Origin of the sequence: Lutimonas halocynthiae, from assembly GCF_030409835.1 — a bacterium.
GTDB lineage: Bacteria > Bacteroidota > Bacteroidia > Flavobacteriales > Flavobacteriaceae > Lutimonas > Lutimonas halocynthiae.
This window is the reverse complement of record NZ_JAUFQO010000001.1, coordinates 327,532-345,701: the sequence shown is the minus strand read 5'-3', so window position 1 is coordinate 345,701 and position 18,170 is coordinate 327,532. Positions and strand designations below refer to the sequence as shown.

The 18,170-nt window shown below is 34.5% G+C and carries 22 protein-coding genes; 13 read left to right on the top strand and 9 right to left on the bottom strand.

The features are described 5' to 3' along the window. Positions 1-67 precede the first annotated feature (67 nt). The 9 genes from QWY87_RS01535 (at position 68) to QWY87_RS01495 (ending at position 8,192) form a co-directional block, all read left to right on the top strand. Entirely contained in the window at positions 68-1,345 is a 1,278-nt protein-coding gene (locus tag QWY87_RS01535) for a hydroxymethylglutaryl-CoA reductase, degradative (RefSeq protein ID WP_290287593.1), read from the top strand. Positions 1,346-1,455: 110 nt separating this feature from the next. Next, on the top strand, positions 1,456-2,064 hold the full coding sequence (locus QWY87_RS01530; RefSeq protein WP_290287592.1) for a superoxide dismutase: 609 nt from the start codon (positions 1,456-1,458) through the stop codon (positions 2,062-2,064). Between the two features lie 100 nt (positions 2,065-2,164). Then, positions 2,165-3,058: a DMT family transporter gene (locus tag QWY87_RS01525; protein ID WP_290287591.1), complete on the top strand. Its 894-nt coding sequence runs from the start codon at positions 2,165-2,167 to the stop codon at positions 3,056-3,058. A gap of 74 nt (positions 3,059-3,132) precedes the next feature. Next, a complete protein-coding gene (locus QWY87_RS01520) occupies positions 3,133-3,984 on the top strand; it encodes a YicC/YloC family endoribonuclease (RefSeq protein ID WP_290287590.1) in 852 nt (283 codons plus the stop codon). Positions 3,985-3,986: 2 nt separating this feature from the next. Beyond that, the gene (gene gmk / locus QWY87_RS01515; protein ID WP_435389481.1) at positions 3,987-4,562 is read left to right on the top strand and encodes a guanylate kinase; all 576 of its coding nucleotides are present in this window, start codon (positions 3,987-3,989) and stop codon (positions 4,560-4,562) included. A gap of 18 nt (positions 4,563-4,580) precedes the next feature. Next, positions 4,581-5,159, top strand: a complete 579-nt coding sequence (gene nadD / locus QWY87_RS01510) for a nicotinate (nicotinamide) nucleotide adenylyltransferase (protein ID WP_290287589.1) — start codon at positions 4,581-4,583, stop codon at positions 5,157-5,159. Between the two features lie 84 nt (positions 5,160-5,243). After that, a complete protein-coding gene (locus tag QWY87_RS01505) occupies positions 5,244-6,101 on the top strand; it encodes a M23 family metallopeptidase (RefSeq protein ID WP_290287588.1) in 858 nt (285 codons plus the stop codon). Positions 6,102-6,141: 40 nt separating this feature from the next. After that, entirely contained in the window at positions 6,142-7,647 is a 1,506-nt protein-coding gene (locus QWY87_RS01500) for a GH3 family acyl-acid amido synthetase (protein WP_290287587.1), read from the top strand. A gap of 2 nt (positions 7,648-7,649) precedes the next feature. Further along, positions 7,650-8,192, top strand: a complete 543-nt coding sequence (locus QWY87_RS01495; RefSeq protein WP_290287586.1) for an MOSC domain-containing protein — start codon at positions 7,650-7,652, stop codon at positions 8,190-8,192. Positions 8,193-8,195: 3 nt separating this feature from the next. On the opposite strand, the gene mscL is transcribed toward QWY87_RS01495, so the two are convergent. Genes mscL through QWY87_RS01480 form a run of 3 tightly spaced genes read right to left on the bottom strand, consistent with a single transcriptional unit; the run spans position 8,196 to position 10,365 of the window. After that, complete coding sequence (mscL, locus tag QWY87_RS01490) at positions 8,196-8,606, bottom strand: large conductance mechanosensitive channel protein MscL (protein WP_290287585.1); 411 nt, start codon at positions 8,604-8,606, stop codon at positions 8,196-8,198. Between the two features lie 45 nt (positions 8,607-8,651). After that, a complete protein-coding gene (gene alr, locus QWY87_RS01485; protein ID WP_290287584.1) occupies positions 8,652-9,752 on the bottom strand; it encodes an alanine racemase in 1,101 nt (366 codons plus the stop codon). Beyond that, positions 9,742-10,365, bottom strand: a complete 624-nt coding sequence (locus tag QWY87_RS01480; RefSeq protein ID WP_290287583.1) for a thymidine kinase — start codon at positions 10,363-10,365, stop codon at positions 9,742-9,744. The genes alr and QWY87_RS01480 overlap by 11 nt, the downstream gene beginning before the upstream one ends. 148 nt (positions 10,366-10,513) lie before the next feature. Here QWY87_RS01480 and QWY87_RS01475 point away from each other — a divergent pair, with 148 nt between their 5' ends. Next, on the top strand, positions 10,514-11,203 hold the full coding sequence (locus QWY87_RS01475; RefSeq protein ID WP_290287582.1) for a DUF8457 domain-containing protein: 690 nt from the start codon (positions 10,514-10,516) through the stop codon (positions 11,201-11,203). Here the strand turns inward: QWY87_RS01475 and QWY87_RS01470 are convergent, their stop codons facing one another. Next, positions 11,204-12,901, bottom strand: a complete 1,698-nt coding sequence (locus QWY87_RS01470) for a hypothetical protein (RefSeq protein WP_290287581.1) — start codon at positions 12,899-12,901, stop codon at positions 11,204-11,206. Between the two features lie 45 nt (positions 12,902-12,946). Continuing rightward, positions 12,947-13,294, bottom strand: coding sequence for an arsenate reductase family protein (locus QWY87_RS01465; protein ID WP_290287580.1), 348 nt, complete (start codon positions 13,292-13,294; stop codon positions 12,947-12,949). A 64-nt stretch (positions 13,295-13,358) separates the two neighbouring features. Between QWY87_RS01465 and QWY87_RS01460 the strand changes: the two genes are divergently transcribed. Next, positions 13,359-13,814 carry a DinB family protein gene (locus QWY87_RS01460; protein ID WP_290287579.1) on the top strand — a complete coding sequence of 152 codons (456 nt, stop codon included), beginning with the start codon at positions 13,359-13,361 and terminating at the stop codon, positions 13,812-13,814. A gap of 10 nt (positions 13,815-13,824) precedes the next feature. Next, entirely contained in the window at positions 13,825-14,970 is a 1,146-nt protein-coding gene (locus QWY87_RS01455; protein WP_290287578.1) for a cystathionine gamma-synthase, read from the top strand. On the opposite strand, the gene QWY87_RS01450 is transcribed toward QWY87_RS01455, so the two are convergent. The 4 genes from QWY87_RS01450 to QWY87_RS01435 form a co-directional block, all read right to left on the bottom strand. Beyond that, positions 14,967-15,746, bottom strand: a complete 780-nt coding sequence (locus QWY87_RS01450; protein WP_290287577.1) for a THC0290_0291 family protein — start codon at positions 15,744-15,746, stop codon at positions 14,967-14,969. The genes QWY87_RS01455 and QWY87_RS01450 overlap by 4 nt on opposite strands. 96 nt (positions 15,747-15,842) lie before the next feature. After that, on the bottom strand, positions 15,843-16,178 hold the full coding sequence (locus QWY87_RS01445; protein WP_290287576.1) for an MGMT family protein: 336 nt from the start codon (positions 16,176-16,178) through the stop codon (positions 15,843-15,845). A 51-nt stretch (positions 16,179-16,229) separates the two neighbouring features. Then, positions 16,230-16,901: a tRNA (guanosine(46)-N7)-methyltransferase TrmB gene (trmB, locus tag QWY87_RS01440; protein WP_290287575.1), complete on the bottom strand. Its 672-nt coding sequence runs from the start codon at positions 16,899-16,901 to the stop codon at positions 16,230-16,232. A 23-nt stretch (positions 16,902-16,924) separates the two neighbouring features. After that, complete coding sequence (locus tag QWY87_RS01435; protein ID WP_290287574.1) at positions 16,925-17,122, bottom strand: DUF6341 family protein; 198 nt, start codon at positions 17,120-17,122, stop codon at positions 16,925-16,927. A 126-nt stretch (positions 17,123-17,248) separates the two neighbouring features. On the opposite strand from QWY87_RS01435, the gene QWY87_RS01430 reads away from it, so the two are divergent. Further along, positions 17,249-18,169: a DUF6427 family protein gene (locus QWY87_RS01430; protein ID WP_290287573.1), complete on the top strand. Its 921-nt coding sequence runs from the start codon at positions 17,249-17,251 to the stop codon at positions 18,167-18,169. Position 18,170 lies beyond the last annotated feature (1 nt).

Genomic DNA, 18,170 nt, shown 5'->3' with positions numbered 1-18,170 from the left:
TGTTGCAGAATATCTATTAATTTATTATTCGGCTATTGACTATCTTTGTTATGCAAAAAAATGGAATATGTCAAAAGTGATTACTGGGTTTTCTAAATTAAGCAAGTCTGAAAAAATTGACTGGCTTGCTGAAAATTATTTCCAGGACAAAAAAAAAGGAATTGAAACCCTTGAGCAGTATAAAAATCAAGACGCTAAACTTCAGCAACTTCATGATGAGTTTATTGAAAATACGATCAGTAATTTTTATGTGCCTTATGCCATAGCTCCTAACTTCATCATCAACGGAAAGTCACTTGCAATTCCCATGGCTATAGAAGAAAGTTCGGTGGTTGCAGCTGCGGCCCTTACAGCTAAGTTTTGGAGTACTAAAGGAGGTTTTATTGCCAATGTGATTTCAACAACAAAGATAGGGCAGGTTCATTTTACTTATAAGGGAAATGTTAGCGAACTGAGACAGTATTTTTCAAGCATTAAAGATGATTTAATTATAGCCACTGATCATATTACATCAAATATGAGAAAGAGAGGTGGCGGTATTGTTGATATAGAACTCAGAGATAAGACTGAAGAACTCGAGGATTATTTTCAACTACATGTCAAGTTCGAGACGGGTGATAGCATGGGTGCCAATTTTATTAATTCTTGTTTAGAAGCCATAGCAAGCGCATTTGAAAAAGAAGGGATATCAATAATCATGAGCATACTTTCAAATTATGTTCCCGAATGTTTAGTCCGAGCGGAGGTTTCTTGTAGCATAGAAGATTTTTTCGAGGAAGATGCCGACTTATATGCCCAAAAATTTGTTCAGGCAGTTGAAATCGCTAAGATTGAGCCTTATAGAGCAGTGACCCACAATAAGGGGATCATGAATGGAATTGATGCTGTAGTGCTGGCTACAGGAAACGACTTTAGGGCTGTAGCGGCTGGCGCACATGCTTATGCCGCAAAGGATGGAAAATACAAGAGCCTGACTCATGCGAAAATTGAGGATGGTCAGTTTAAGTTTTGGATAGAAATTCCTTTATCTTTAGGTACTGTAGGCGGCTTAACGAAGCTACACCCTTTGGCAAAGTTATCTATGGAAATTCTTCAAGGCCCCAATGCTTCTGAATTGATGCAAATTGTTGCAGTTGCAGGTCTCGCACAGAATTTTGCTGCCTTAAGAGCCCTTACAACAACAGGAATTCAACAAGGTCATATGAAAATGCACCTTATGAATATTTTAAATCAGCTGGAGGCAAATGTTCATGAAAAAGAACTGATAATTCAAGAATTTAAAAAAAATGCAGTGTCTCATAGTGCTGTGGCAGAGTGTTTGCATAAAATAAGAACCGGTCATTAAATAGCATGAAGCTATAGATTCATAAAATTTTTCTATTTGATAGCTTGACATCTGCCTTTAGGATTATGTATCTTTGATAAAAATTAAATAACTTCTAAAAACTATATATTATGTCATTCCAATTACCAAAATTACCTTATGCATATGATGCATTAGAGCCACATATTGACGCAAGAACGATGGAAATACATCATTCAAAACACCACAACGGTTATACAACCAATTTGAACAACGCTATAGAAGGAACTGATTTAGAAGGAAAATCTATATTAGACATCCTTGGGAATCTTGATTTAGCAAATGGAGCTGTGAGAAATAATGGAGGTGGTTATTATAATCATGATTTATTTTGGAAAGTGATGTCACCAAACGGAGGAGGAGCACCAACAGGAGCTGTTGCTGACGCGATTAATGATGCATTTGGATCTTTTGAAGAATTTAAAACGGCTTTCTCTAAAGCTGCTGCAACCAGATTCGGTTCAGGATGGGCATGGTTATGTGTTCATAAAGGCGGTAAAGTAGAAGTTTGTTCTACTGCTAACCAAGACAACCCTTTAATGCCTGAAATGGGCTGTTCAGGAACTCCAATCTTAGGATTAGATGTTTGGGAGCACGCTTATTATTTAAATTACCAAAACAGAAGACCTGATTATATCAATGCTTTTTTCAACGTGATCAATTGGGAAGAAGTAAACAAACGATACACAGAAGGAAAATAAGTAATCTTATTTTTTTAACATTTTAAGTAGCCACGGAGAGAATCTCCGTGGCTACTATTTTAGGGAATATCCTAAACCAATAAGAACACAATTTAGTCTAATGAAATCCAGGAATATAGCTTTTTTACTCGCTTTTCTTGCTGCGCTTATTTATGGCATTAGTTTTACTGTGGCCAAAGAAGTAATGCCTGTATATATTCAGCCATTTGGGTTTATTTTATTGAGAGTACTTGGGGCTACGCTCTTGTTTTGGGGTGTTGGGATATTTCTAAAAAAGGAAAAGATTGAAGTAAAAGATTACCCGCGCTTGCTCTTAGCAGCCATATTTGGCATCGCATTGAATCAACTTTCCTTTTTTAAAGGACTGAGTATGACCACTCCCATCAATGCCTCTGTAATCATGGTTTGTTCTCCAATCATCGTTCTGATATTTTCATCCTTTTTATTAAATGAAAAGGCCACTAAGAAAAAACTGCTGGGAATCTTTATTGGCTTATTTGGAGCAGTATTATTAATAATTTTTGGAAAAGATATAGGGTCTGCAAGTAATGCCTCATTAGGGAATTTACTTGTTCTTGTCAATGCCAGTTCATACGCCTTATACTTGATTCTTATTAAGAATTTGACGAAAAAATACCATGCAATTACTTTGGCAAAATGGTTGTACCTCATCGGATTATTTATGGTTATTCCATTTGGGTTTTCCGAATTGAGTGTTGTCAATTGGGAGAGTTTGCCCTTACCTATAATCTACAGGATTGGTTTTATTATCGTATTTACTTCTTTTATGACCTATATGTTCAACCTCTTTGCGATTAAAGAGTTGAAGCCCACAACGCTGAGTATCTTTATTTACCTTCAGCCCGTAATTGCAAGTAGCTATGCGCTTCTGGTTGGAAGTGATTCATTGAACCTTATAAAGATAGGTTCTACTATCCTCATTTTTATTGGTGTGTACTTGGTTACACGCAAGCCAAAGGAGGCTTTGGATTGACATGATTATAATGGTTCTCTGAATGAGAAATAGATATTATTATTACTAACTTTGCTGAAATTTAAAGGAATAAGATGATACAATCCATGACCGGATATGGGAAAGCCATAATTCAACTTGACACCAAAAAAATAAGCCTTGAGGTTAAATCGCTAAACAGTAAGAATTTAGATATAAATACCAGGTTTCCAGGCGTGTATAAAGAAAAGGAAATTGAAGTTAGAAAGCTTATTGCGAGCAATTTAGTTCGCGGAAAAGTTGATATGTCATTTTATATTGAATCAACTGCAGTAGAAACGTCAACCAAGATCAATAAAGAAGTAGTTGCAAATTATATATCTCAACTAGAGTCTATACACAAAGAGACTGATATATTATCAATTGCTATGAGACTACCTGACGTTTTAAAAACGGAACGAGAAGAATTTGATGTTGAAGAATGGGGAATTATTCAAAAGGGAATTCAGGAAGCAATTGATAATTTACAAGAATATAGATTGTCAGAGGGGAAAGAATTGAGAAATGACTTTGAACATCGTATAGCGATATTACAACAGAAGTTGGAAGAGGTGATCAGCCTGGATGCTGATAGACTTGATCAGGTTAGAGAACGTTTGAAAAAGTCAATTAAAGACCTCGAACAAACAGTTGATGAAAATCGTTTTGAACAGGAACTCATTTACTATCTGGAAAAACTAGATATTACTGAAGAGAAAGTAAGACTTACCAACCATTTAAATTATTTTATTCAGGAACTTGAAGTGAATGTTTCAAATGGCAAAAAGCTTGGTTTTATTTCACAGGAGATAGGACGAGAAATTAATACAATTGGATCTAAGGCTAACTTTGCACCCATGCAAAAAGCAGTCGTGGAGATGAAAGATGAATTAGAAAAAATAAAAGAGCAATTGCTAAATGTTTTGTAAAAATGGACATTGATAAAGGAAAGTTAATTGTTTTTTCAGCACCGTCGGGTTCAGGAAAAACCACTATAGTACATCATTTATTAAAACAGAAGAATCTCAATCTTGATTTTTCAATTTCTGCTACTTCTAGAGAGAAAAGAGGTCAGGAAATTGACGGTAAAGATTATTACTTTATTAGCCCGGAAAAGTTTAAAAGTCATATTGAACAAAATGATTTTGTGGAATGGGAGGAAGTATATCATGATAATTTTTATGGCACGCTAAAATCAGAAGTGGAACGTATTTGGTCAGAAGGGAAACATGCTATTTTCGATATTGATGTAGTTGGAGGACTAAGAATTAAAGATAAGTTTCCGGACAAAACTTTGGCGGTATTTGTAAAAGCACCGTCGATAGAAGTTATGGAGACTCGTTTAAGGTCTCGTAAAACTGATAGTGAAGAAAAAATTATAGAAAGACTGGCTAAAGCAGAACGGGAGTTAGCTTTTGCAGATAAGTTTGACGTGATTCTCGTAAATGACAAACTGAGTGAAGCGCAAGTTAAGGCCGAAGGTCTTGTTGAGCATTTTATTTCTTAGCGTTATAAAAATGTAAATATGAAAATTGGACTTTTTTTTGGCAGCTTTAATCCTATTCATGTTGGTCATCTGATTATAGCAAATCATATCGCTGAATATTCTGATCTTGATGAAGTTTGGCTGGTTGTTACCCCCCACAGTCCATTTAAAAAGAAAAAGAGCCTTTTGGAAGACCACCATCGTTTTCAACTTGTTTTGAGAGCAACCGAAGACTATCCAAAGATTAAACCAAGTAATATTGAATTTGGATTAGAACAGCCCAATTATACCATAAACACTTTAGTTCATCTTGTGGAAAAATATCCGGATCATGAATTTAATCTGATTATGGGTCTTGACAATTTAATTTCATTTAAAAAGTGGAAGAATTACGAAACTATATTAGAGCATCACGAACTTTATGTTTATCCAAGAGTATCTCAAATATCTGATAAGCCGGAACTTTTTACACATGAAAAAGTTCATTTTATTGAGGCTCCAATCGTTGAAATTTCTTCTACATTTATCAGAAAGGCTATTAAGGAGCGTAAAGAAATACAACCTCTCATTCCGCATAAGGCCTGGACTTATTTGGATGAAATGAATTTTTACAAATAGAAGATTACATTTCATTAATTAAAAACATTTTTGGGTTCAATTGAGAACTTAAAAACATTGTATATTTGTCTGGAAAGCCTAACAATGGAGAAAAGCAGAAAAGAAATAATTAAAGAAAAACTGACTTTTAAGTATCGTTTTGTTGTTTTAAATGAAGATACTTTTGAAGAGCGTTTTTCGTTCAAACTCAATCGTTTGAACGCTTTTATTTTTGGTGGGATTTTTTCTGTCCTGCTGATTAGTTTAACCATCCTTTTTATTACGCTTACACCTCTAAAAGAATATATTCAAGGCTATTCATCTACTGAATTACAGAAAGAAACTACAGATTTGGTGTATAAAGTTGATTCGCTAAACCAGGCTTTATCCGTAAATGATCTTTACATTGAAAATATTCAACAAGTTCTTAAAGGCGAGATCAAAAGGGTAACATTTAATAAAGACTCGGTTCTAAGGCAATTCCAGATAGATGAAATTGATTTTGCACCCTCACCTGTGGATTCAATGTTCCGGGAGGAGGTTGAGCAAATGGACAGGTTTAGTGTTTTCCAACAGGCTAAAAAGAGCACAGATATTGTATTCTCCACACCGATTAAAGGACAAATAACACAACAATATGACGACCAGGAGAAGCATTTTGCAGTGGATATAGCAGTTGATCAAGATACGCCTGTAAAAGCTATTGCAGATGGAACGGTTATTTTTAGAGGATTTACGGCAGATACCGGCTATGTGATCGTTATTGAGCATGGGCAGGGATTTACATCAATTTATAAGCATAATTCTTCTATTTATAAGGAACAGGGAGAATTAGTAAAATCGGGAGAGGCAATTGCCAGTGCCGGCTCGACAGGGGCGTTTTCAACAGGAGCACATCTTCATTTTGAATTATGGAATGATGGCTACCCGGTTAACCCAACCAATTATATAAATTTTGACTAAGGCAGCTATCTCTGCTTATTAATTTTAAGATTTTCAATTCGTGTTAAAATCATTTTTTGCAAAAATTTACGCTGGAATTATTTCCAGACAAGTATATACCTGGGCTAAAGACCCAATAAACACGCAAAATAAAGTGTTTAAGGAATTGATCTCACAAGCCAGCAAAACCAAATTCGGAAGAGATCATAAGTTCGAGACTATTTCGAGCTATCAAGATTTCAAGAAGCTTGTTCCTGTGAGAGATTATGAGGGCTTGAAAGGTTATATTAGTGATATTCAAAAGGGAGAACTGGATGTTTTATGGAAGGGTAAGCCCTTATATTTTGCGAAAACCTCTGGAACAACTTCAGGTGCTAAATACATTCCGATCACAAAAGAATCGATGCCCTACCAAATTGCAGCAGCTAAGGAGGCTTTACTTTTGTATATTGCTGAAACAGGTAATGCAGATTTTGTAGACGGGAAAATGATATTTTTACAAGGATCACCTGAGATTGATGATTCAAATAAGGTTCAAACCGGAAGGTTATCAGGAATAGTTGCCCATTATGTTCCGAAATATTTACAAAAAAACAGGTTACCTTCTTGGGAAACCAACTGCATTGACGATTGGGAATCAAAAGTAGATGCTATCGTTAAGGAAACTGCGGTTGAGGATTTGCGTTTGATTAGCGGAATTCCTTCCTGGGTGCAGATGTATTTTGAAAAACTTATTGAAGACCAGGGAAAAAAGATCTCAGAGATCTTTCCAAATTTTAATTTATTTGTTTATGGTGGGGTCAATTATGAACCGTATCGCCAGAACATGGAACAGCTCATCGGGAAAAAAGTGGACTCTATTGAATTATTTCCGGCATCGGAGGGCTTTTTCGCCTATCAGGATAAACAGAATAAGACAAATGATTCTGACAAGGGGATGTTGCTTCTGTTGAATAGTGGCATTTTTTATGAGTTTATAGCATCCGAAGATTTTTATAAGGAGTCACCTGAAAGAATCACCATAGAAGATGTAAAAATTGGGGTGAATTACGTGTTGATCATTTCTACAAACGCAGGTTTATGGAGTTATAATATTGGCGATACGATTGCCTTTACATCATTAAGCCCATTTAGAATTATCGTAACAGGCAGGATCAAACACTTTATATCCGCTTTTGGTGAACACGTTATCGGCAAGGAAGTTGAACAAGCGATGCAGATAGCTAGTGCGAATACAAATATTCAAATCAAGGAATTTACGGTTGCACCGCAGGTAAATCCAATTGAAGGAGAATTACCCTATCATGAATGGTTTATTGAATTCGAGAATGAACCTGAAAATATGATCGAGTTTTCAAAAATGATTGATGAAGAAATGCAACGGCAAAACACATATTATTTTGACTTAATTCAAGGTAATATTTTGCAAGAACTAAAAATAAGTAAAGTTCAAAAGAATGGGTTTGACCAATACATGAGATCAGTTGGGAAATTGGGAGGGCAAAATAAGATCCCAAGACTTGCCAACGATAGAAAAATTGCGGATCAGCTTCAAGTACTTGTATAAAAATGAAAGTCATATCCTTAAATATTTCCAAGCCAATTGAGATTTCCTGGAGAGGGAAAACGATTACTACAGGTATTTATAAAACTAGTGTGGCTGGACCAATCTTTTTAGATAAGGAAGATGTAGAAAATGATTCAGTAATAGACAGGAAGTATCACGGAGGAATAGACCAGGCGGTTTATGCCTATGGCTATAATCACTACCGGTTTTGGAAAGAACTGTATCCTTTATTAAATTTTAGCAATGGTTTTTTTGGGGAGAACCTCACTGTTTCTAATCTAGATGAAACAAAGATTCATGTAGGGGATATGTATGAACTAGGGGAAACGATTATTCAAGTGACAAAACCGAGACAGCCCTGTTATAAGTTAGGCACAAGGTTCAATGACCCTGCAGTGATAAAACAGTTTTGGAATACCACCAAAAGCGGCATTTATTTTAGAATATTGCAAACTGGAAAAGTAGCTATAGACGATGAGTTTAAGCTAATTGAAAAAGCTCAGGACTCACCCTCTATAGCTGAAGTTTTTAGATCTAAAAAATAAGACCTATTTTTTAGCTAAAAGATCTCTAATTTCTGCGAGAAGTTCTTCTTGACTAGGACCAGCTGGTGGTGCTGGAGCTTCTTCTTCTTCTTCTTCTTTTTTCAGTTTATTAACTGCTTTTACGATGAGGAACATTACAAAAGCGACGATAATAAAATCGATTACGTTTGTGATGAAATCACCATACAATACAGCTACTGTACCTTCAATGACCCCTTCTGCATTGGCTATGCCGTCTCTAACAATCCATTTTAAATCTTTTAGATCAGAGTTGAACAGAAGACCAATTAATGGAGAGACGATACCAGCAGTAAAGGAAGTGACAACACTTTTAAAAGCGGCACCCATTACAAAACCAACAGCAATGTCTAACAGACTGCCTTTTAAGGCAAATTCTTTAAATTCTTTAAGCATGATTTTTAAATTAAGATTTGTGTTGGAGCGAAGATAGCAAAAATACTATATAGAAATGCGCTTAATTCTATTGGTAAATGAGGTAAGTATTTCGTAACTAATTGTGGAGGCGGCATTTGCTAAATCCAGAATATCTTGTTGGCTATCAAAAATGATTACTTGATCACCCTCTTCACATTGAATATTGGACACGTCAATCATCACCATATCCATGCAAACATTTCCAATAATAGGCGCTTTTTGTCCATTGACTTCAACTGATGCCCTACCTTGACCAAAGCTTCTAAAAAACCCATCAGCATGACCAATAGGCAAGGTAGCCGTCTTCATCTCTTTTTGAGATATAAACCCGCGATTGTATCCAACACTTTCGCCTATATCAACTTGATGAATCTGTGAGATGACCGTTTTTAAAGAAAGCACATTTTTTAAGTTGGAATTAAGCTTTGGATCATTTGTAAACCCAAACAATCCTAAGCCTAACCGTACCATATCGAAGTGAGCCTCAGGATAATTTATGATTCCAGAAGTATTACTCATATGCATGACAGGCCGATAGCCTAAAACAGAGACTAAAGAATCAGAAATAGATTTAAATTCTTTTATTTGATTTATAGAATATTCTTTTTCATTACAGTCTTCTGAAGCCACTAAATGTGAAAAGATAGAATATAGATAGACAGAATCTTGATTTTTTAATTGTTCCAAGAGAAAATCTGTATCAGAACTTTTGAAACCAAGCCTGTTTAAACCGGTATTAAATTTTAAATGCATGGGATATGCAGTCAATTTTAATCTATTGGCTAAGTCCAGGAAATACAGAAAAATCTTCTTGCTATACAAATTAGGTTCTAAGTTATATTCAATTAGAAGCTCCAAATTATTTATCTGGGGATGCAACACTAAAATAGGTGTTTTTATACCTGCTTTTCTTAATGTGATACCTTCATCTGCATAGGCAACTGCAAAATAATCTACGTGTTGCTGCTCAAGAAAATTGGACAAGATTAGCGGGTCAGAACCATAAGCAGAAGCCTTAACTACAGCAAGAACTTTTGTTGCTTTATGTAGTTTCGAACGAAAAAAATTAAGGTTGTGTTCAATAGCAGATAAGTCAATCTCTAAAACAGTTGGATTATTGTTCATTGGACCCCTTAGTTAATTCTTCTTTCTCTTGCTTTTCCTTTTGGATTTCTTTATAATAGGCAGCCCTGCTCAGCGGTTCATATTCATGTACTTCTCCTAAAACGACAAGTCGTTCATCGGGAATTGTTCTATGACTAAAGTGAGCCAAATTTCCTGTTTTGGTACAGACAGCATGAACCTTGGTCACATACTCTGCGGTAGCCATAAGAGCTGGCATGGGGCCAAAAGGTTTGCCTTTAAAATCCATATCAAGTCCGGCTACGATTACCCGGATTCCTCTATTGGCTAAATCATTACACACATTTACAATTTCATCATCAAAAAACTGAGCTTCATCAATACCAACAACATCTATTTCATTGGCTAAAAGTCTGATATTTGCAGAAGAAGGCACCGGAGTACATCGTATTTCATTCTCATCATGAGAAACAACTAATTCGTCAGCGTACCTAGTATCTATGGCAGGTTTGAAAATTTCGACACTCTGCTTTGCAAACTGAGCTCTTTTCAAACGACGTATAAGTTCTTCAGTTTTACCCGAGAACATGGAACCACAGATCACTTCGATCCAACCAAATTTTTCTGTATGATTTACTGTATTTTCTAAAAACATCTAAGACGTGTTGTCATTGACTAAAAAGCAATATTTAGCTTGCAAGTTATAACAAAAGTAATGAAATTCTTTAGTAGTATTTTCTTTTGAAAATGTTAATTTTGTATCTTTCTCAAATAGTGATTAGTACCTGCCTAAATTTATAGTGATGTTGAATAATTTGATCGAAGATCTACGAATACTAGCCGAGTCGATTTTAAAGGAGGAGCAAATTTCTGATGTCGAGTCAAAGCTCAATCAGGCAAGAATTTTATATGAAAAACTATTGGTCCTGGATCATTTAGAGAAAGAATCGAACCAAGATGATTCTGTAGCAGTTATCGAGCAGATTGAAGAACTCAAAATAGAACTGGAAATAGAGACATTAAGCCCTGTTGAAAAGAAGGATCTTAAAGAGGAGATTGCAGAAGAACCAAAAACGCCAACAATTGATGAAGAGGAACCACCTTTGAGCCTAAATGATTTGTTTGTTCCTACATTTGACGGGATCAAGGAAGATATGAGTCAAAAAGCTGAGTTTAGAGATACAGTTTCTCTAGATGAGACTGAAAACTTGTTTCAAACAAAAAAAGAGGAGCCTCGACAACTATCATTAAACGATAAATTAGTTGGAAGTAGCATACAAGTAGGTCTAAATGATAGAATCGCTTTTGTTAATAAGCTATTTAATTTTAGTCAATCTGACTTTAATACGGCGCTGACAAAACTTAATGGCTTTGAAACTAAAAAGGAAGCCTTGAATTATTTTCAATACCAGGTTAAGCCTAACTATAATTGGAAAGGTAAGGAAGAACTTGAGGAAAGAATGATCACGCTAATTGAAAGAAAATTTCTATAATTAGTTGTTTTTCTTTTGTCTTCTTTTTTCACGCTTTAATTGTCTTTTTTTCTTTTTCGCTTCTTTTTCCGTTGTCATTCCGAATGGTGCAATGGTGTTTACAATTCCGTTTTGTACGGTCTTCCATAAAATATTTCCAAATCCTTTATACAAAACGCGGTCAAACTTCATTGTTGCTTCTCGGAGCTCACCATTATTTCCAGGATTAGATTTGTGGATTAAATTGTTAACCGACCAACTTAGAAAACCATTTTTCTCGGTTTTTTTTGGTTTGAAAACTTCAGCCTCCAGATCATAGTATTCTAATTTCATTGTTCCTTGAGAAGTGTAGTTGTCGGCTGTTGCCTGAAAGTACAGGCTCTTAATCCTCCCATTTAGCACTTTTAGACCTAGTGCAGGAATTATAGCGGAATCGTAAAAAGTCATTGATGAGGGGCCTAAATAGCCACTAAAATAAAAGGTATCCTGGTTGTCGGTAAGTGGCAATAGCATGTCAATATGCAAATCAGCTTTTCCCATGAATTTGGAGCTTAAATCGATTTTCATTGGCACCTCACGATATTTTTTAATAGAAGAGACATTAAAAATATTAATGTTTAAGTCTTTCAACGTGGCTTTCATGAGAATGTCTCTATTCTCTAGCTTTTCTTCATAAACCAGTTCACTTTTTTCTAATGAAACTTTATGAATAAGAAGCGGCATTTTCATTTCTTTAAGTAATTGATGAGGAAACTTTGGCCGTTTGTTCAAGTCAAATGGCTTCCTTTTATCTTTAAAGATTTCCACTGACATTTTTGACATCTTAATACTGTCCATGAAGAGTCCTTTTTTTTCAAAAGCTTTTTCAAGGTCAAAATTATAAATTTTCAGGTCTTTTATGCTGATATCATATACTTCGGTATTATAGATATATGAGTTGGCCAAAGTCAGTTTGTTGACAAGAGGTTTGTATTTAAGATTGTTAATCTGCAAATGATCCTCTCCAAAATAGTATTTTAATGCATCGATTGAAAAACTATACTTTATGTTTGGAAAATCAACTTTGATCCTGGTCATTTCAAAAGATTCCGAGACCGGTAATAATTTAAAATAATTTTCAGATAATTCTTCTAATTTAAAGCCGGTTACTTCAAAATTAAGTGGCTGATTCTCGAATGTAATCTTATTCGTATTTATATCGATAAGTTGCACTTTTAAATTTGTAATCTTAACCAGATCAAGTTGAAAACCTTCTAAGAGCTCCAGATGAATGGAATCAAGTTCGATTGATTCTTTTTTAGTGTTTGATGCCTGCTTTTTACCATTTGAAATTTGCTGATACAAAGGATCATCAATTATTATTTTATTAATCCGCAGTTCTTTATTAAATAGTAAGGGAGATAATTGTATGCCTCTTAGTTTAAGTCTCGAAATAGAAAGCTTTTGTAAAGATTGTTTTCCCAGTTCGTTATTTTTCAATTTGACCATTGATGAGTCTGTTGGACCTAAATGAATTTCAGAAAAAACCAACGACCGGTCAAATAGACTAAACTTGGTTCTTTCAATAGATAAATGGAGGTTTTCTATATTCTGTTGTTTCAGTAAGTCCGTTACTTTTGAAGAAACGATTCTTGATACAACAACACTTGCTAATAATACCAATAGCGCAAGCCCAAGGATTATACCAACTGCAATTTTGTATTTCTTTTTGAATACCATGATTACAGCGAAAAGTGTTTCGAAAGATGTAGCATTGGTATAATTTTACTTAATAGATTCTTTTAACAGGGTCAGATTTTTCTTGTCACTTCCAATAAATATCTGATTATCAAATATAATGACAGGACGTTTAAGGAACGTATAATCGCTTAAAATTAACTGTTTATAATCAAGTTCCTTTAACACTTCATTTTTTAGACCCATGGCTGCATACTTTTTGGCTCTTCGGCTAAAAAGAGACTCATAGCTTCCAGAAAGTCCCTGCATTTCTTCAAGTTGTGTCGATGTTATTGCTTGAGTTTTAATTTCTTGAAACTCAAAACCATCAAGTGAAATGGACTTCATTATTCTTTTGCAAGTGTCACAAGTTTGTAAATAGTATATTTTTTTCATTTATTTTAGTGATAGGAGATTGTCTAAGCTTAAAGTTACTTATTTTTAAATAATTTTTAAACAGATGGAAAAACTAATTGAAACGGCTCTATTCACAAGGGTATCATTGCTAAATATTTTAGAATCAAAGTCATACGAGAAACTTGTTCATATACCAGAAAAATTTAAAAACTCAATTTTCTGGAATATTGCGCACTTATTGGTTACACAACAACTTCTTTGTTATAAATTGTCAGGTCTTGAAATCAAAATTGACCAAGACTTGGTTAGTAAATACGGGAAAGGGGCTACAGCCATTACTGAAGTTGAGCCTTCGGATATACAATATGTGAAGGATAATTTAGTAGCTGCCATGACTCAAACTAAAGAAGACTTTGACAATGGTCTTTTTGTAAACTTTACACCCTACATGACAAGTACTGGAATAGAATTAAAGAGTGTTGAGGATGCAATTGCTTTTAGTACATTCCATGATGGAATTCACTTGGGAATAGTACTTTCTTTAATGAAAATCGTTTAATTTATAGCTAGTGGAATTTAATACTAAAGTGATTCATGGGGGGCAAAAGCACGATCCAAGTACAGGAGCCGTGATGCCTCCAATATATCAGACTTCAACTTATGCACAGGTTTCCCCGGGAGATCATAAAGGATATGAATATTCAAGAACCGGAAACCCTACAAGAACAGCTTTGGAAAACTCGTTAGCGAGCATAGAAAACGGAAATTATGGCCTGGCATTTGCTTCAGGTTTGGCTTCTATTGATGCTATTATGAAATTATTACAGCCCGGAGATGAGGTCATTTCAACAAATGATCTGTATGGAGGGACTTTTAGACTTTTCTCGTCTATATTTAAGAAATTTGGAATCAAATTTCATTTTGTAGGGATGGATAATATTGATAATATTGAAAAATGTATTAACGATAAAACAAAAATAATTTGGGTTGAATCTCCAACGAACCCTATGTTGAACATTATTGACATTAGAAAATGCGCAGCGCTTTCGCGTAATAAAAATATATTATTAGTAGTTGACAATACCTTTGCGACGCCTTATTTACAGAAGCCATTGGATCTTGGTGCAGATATCGTAATGCATTCGGCAACGAAGTATTTAGGGGGTCATTCTGATGTGGTTATGGGTGCATTGATTGTTAAAGACAAAGAGCTTTCAGAAAAATTATATTTTATTCAAAATGCAAGTGGTGCAGTTTGTGGACCAATGGATAGTTTTTTGGTCTTGAGAGGTATAAAAACCCTTCATGTTCGTATGCAACGGCATTGTGAAAACGGATCGGCTGTAGCGCATTATTTAAAGTCGCATCCTAAAGTAGGTAAGGTGTATTGGCCAGGTTTTGAAGAACATCCTAATCATGACATAGCAAAATCTCAAATGAAAGACTTTGGAGGAATGTTGTCATTTAGTCTTAAAGGTGATAAATATGAGGACGCCATCAAAATTCTTGAGAATCTTAAGGTATTTACCCTTGCTGAATCCTTAGGAGGAGTGGAATCATTGAGTGGTCATCCTTCAAGTATGACACATGCCTCAATACCAAAAGAGGAAAGAGAAAAAATTGGAGTAATCGATTCTTTGATCAGACTAAGTGTTGGAATAGAAGCCGAAAAAGACCTTCTTGCTGATTTGGAAAATGCCTTACAATTGGTTTAGTTTTTACCGAAGACGTAAATTACGCCAGCAGTAAAGAACACCATAGAGTCATTACTTGTATTAGCAGGATCATCCGCTGCATTTAAACCTTCAACCACATCAGAAAAATAATACTGGTATCTACCTTCTAAACTGAAATCAACCTGTTCTAAGCCAAAACGAACACCAGCACCTGCTGAGGCAGAAAATATGTTTTCTGGCTCAAGAAAAACGGCGTTTTCCTGCCATTTATCTATTAAATCAGTATAAGGCTCTTCTTTTCCTTTTAAAGAGACATCATCTACAAGGATATCCGGTTGTGAGTAACTATAATGAACACCAATCGTAACAAAAGGGTTTATAGATCCCGAACTTTTATAAAAAGAAGCATAATCTTCTAGTTGAAGTATATAATATTCTAAATTTAAGCCAGCATTATACAATTTTATCTGAGCCTTCATGGCATCAAGCTTTACTGAACTCCCAGCAGGTTCAAAGCCCACATTGGTATTATTCATGTAAGATAGCTCAGCCTTCAACTTAAAGTGTTCCCCGAAATAGGAAGAGCCACTACGCCAGTTGTACTGACTTCCAAAAAATTTTAGATAATAGGAAAGCCCAAATGCTAGGGTAGCTTGGTTTTGTGCAGCAAATTCTGTACTTAGACCCATGTCAGTTTGAAACATTGCGGGACCGAAAAATACACCTACTTCACTACTAAAACTTGTTTGAGCTTTAGCATTAGTGAAAAAGAAGAAAAGTATTAATACACAAAGTTTAGGTAAAAGTTTCTTCATGGTTTAGTTAAAATTTTAGGTACAATTTAGCACAAATATAAAAAAGAAATCTCTTAATTCTTTCTTTTCAAAACAAAAAACTCAAAATATTAATATTTATTGTTGTAATAATTCAATATTTGGGTCCCAAAAAATATCTTTGAACGAAACAACTTGATTATTTTCAACCCTAATATTTTCATTTTCTAATAGTTGCTGCATCAAATTTGAACCTTTAAAATGATGTTTTCCCGATAGTAAACCCAGTCTATTCACTACGCGATGCGCCGGGATAGAATCATCTAAATGCGAGGCGTTTAATGCCCACCCAACCATTCTTGCAGATCGTGGAGTACCTAGAAATTTGGCAATGGAACCATACGATGTTACCCTACCAAACGGAACTTGTTTGGTGACCTCATAAACCTTTTGAAAAAATCCATCTTCTTGCAACTTAATTTTTAATTTTGAGATTGATTTAATTTAATAAAACTAAAATTAAAATCAATATTTGGTTCTAAACCTGATATAAGTGATCGCTTTTTTGACTTCAAGGTATTGATTTTCATAAAATGTCTGGATCGCAGTGGCCTCTTCTGGAGGACTACTACTATTATAGATATCGTGATTGGCATGAAGAACTTCATGATTTCCTTCATGAAGTAATCCAAGTAAGTAACCATGTAAAAACTCACTATCAGTTTTAAGATGAACAATTCCTTCTTCGGACAAGATGCTCTGGTATTTTTCCAAAAATGGCTTCGTTACCAAACGATGTTTGGTTCTCTTGTACTTTATCTGAGGATCTGGGAAAGTAATCCAGATTTCAGACACTTCGTTTTCAGCAAAACAATTATCGATAAGCTCTATCTGGGTTCTTAAAAAAGCAACATTTTCTAATTTATTATCAATAGCTGTCTTGGCTCCCCTCCAGAATCGGGCACCTTTTATATCAATTCCAATAAAATTTTTGTTTGGATACTTTTCAGCAAGAGATACTGAATATTCACCTTTACCACATCCCAATTCTAATACAATTGGATTCTTGTTTTTAAAAAAAGAATGCCATTGTCCTTTTAAAGAAAAGCCTTCAAGCACTTCTTCACGACTCGGCTGAATTACGTTTTCAAAAGATTCGTTATCCCTGAATCGTTTTAATTTGTTTTTACTACCCAAAGGAAAATGAATTTATAAAATGTTTACTCTGTTTTGGTTTTTCTAAATTTTTGAAGTTGACCCAGCCAGTAGATAAATAAACCGCAAGTAATTATAAAAAGAACAGTGTTAAAAATATTCGTAGTCCACCAGCCGTCAATTGATCTTATAGCATCATAAGGTGTGAAGAGTATTTCTGAAAAGAATTCTCCAATAGCTCTGAATAAATTATTTGATATCATATTTAATTTTTTAAAATCAACTTAAACCTTAAGGCTTATGTTGTAAAAGTTTTTACATTAGCTTAATCTTGTAGCAAATATAGTTGAGTTTAGCATTTACTCGGGGCAAAATTAAAAAATATCATCATGATTGCCAATTTTTTTAATAAAACCAAGCCAATAAATTTTTTGGTGCTTGCTGTCTTGGTGTTTATCATTTTTTTATTGACCCTTATAAAAACAAATGCCGAACCGCTTAACCTTTACTTTTTTGTTAAGAATGGACTCTTTCTTTTCTTTGCAATTTTAATTGTATTTGTTTTAAATTTTATCATTCGTAAAAACTCTTTGACAGAAGACAATTCTTATGCTATTTTGTTTTACATCATGTTAACTAGTTTTTTTCCAAATTCGTTTATTTCTGAAGGAATTTATGTTTCCAATTTCATTTTACTTTTTGCCTTCAGAAGAATTTACAGTCTGAGATCTTCTATTGAAATAAAAGAAAAAGTTTTTGATGCCGCATTCTGGATTGGAATTGCGAGTTTATTTCATGTATTGAGTTTGATCTACTTGATATTATTATATGCGGCAATTGTCATCTTTAGAAAGATTGAATGGCGCAACTTTATGATTCCTATTATTGGAGTGATGACTCCAATTTTTTTATCCTACACCTATTTATTAGCCTTTGACGATCTAGATCGGTTTTATAATTTGTGGACCCTCAATTTTGATTTGAGTCTTAGTGAGTACAACTCGTCTAGTTTTCTCATTCCTATGATTTTGATTGGGGCATTATCTTTAGTGGCAATTTATCCTACAACTAAAAGGTCATTGTTAGCAAAAATTGATTTTAAGGCAACCTGGTCTTTGTTGATTACTCATATTGGGATTTCATTGATATTGGTATTGATTTCACCAAATAAGAATGGTTCTGAGCTTATTTATTTATTCTTTCCTTTAAGCGTATTATTTGCAAATTACTTGCAGGTAATCAATAGATATTGGATTAAAGAGATGATTATCTATATTTTTATTCTGACCTTCTTCCTCAAATTTATTTGAG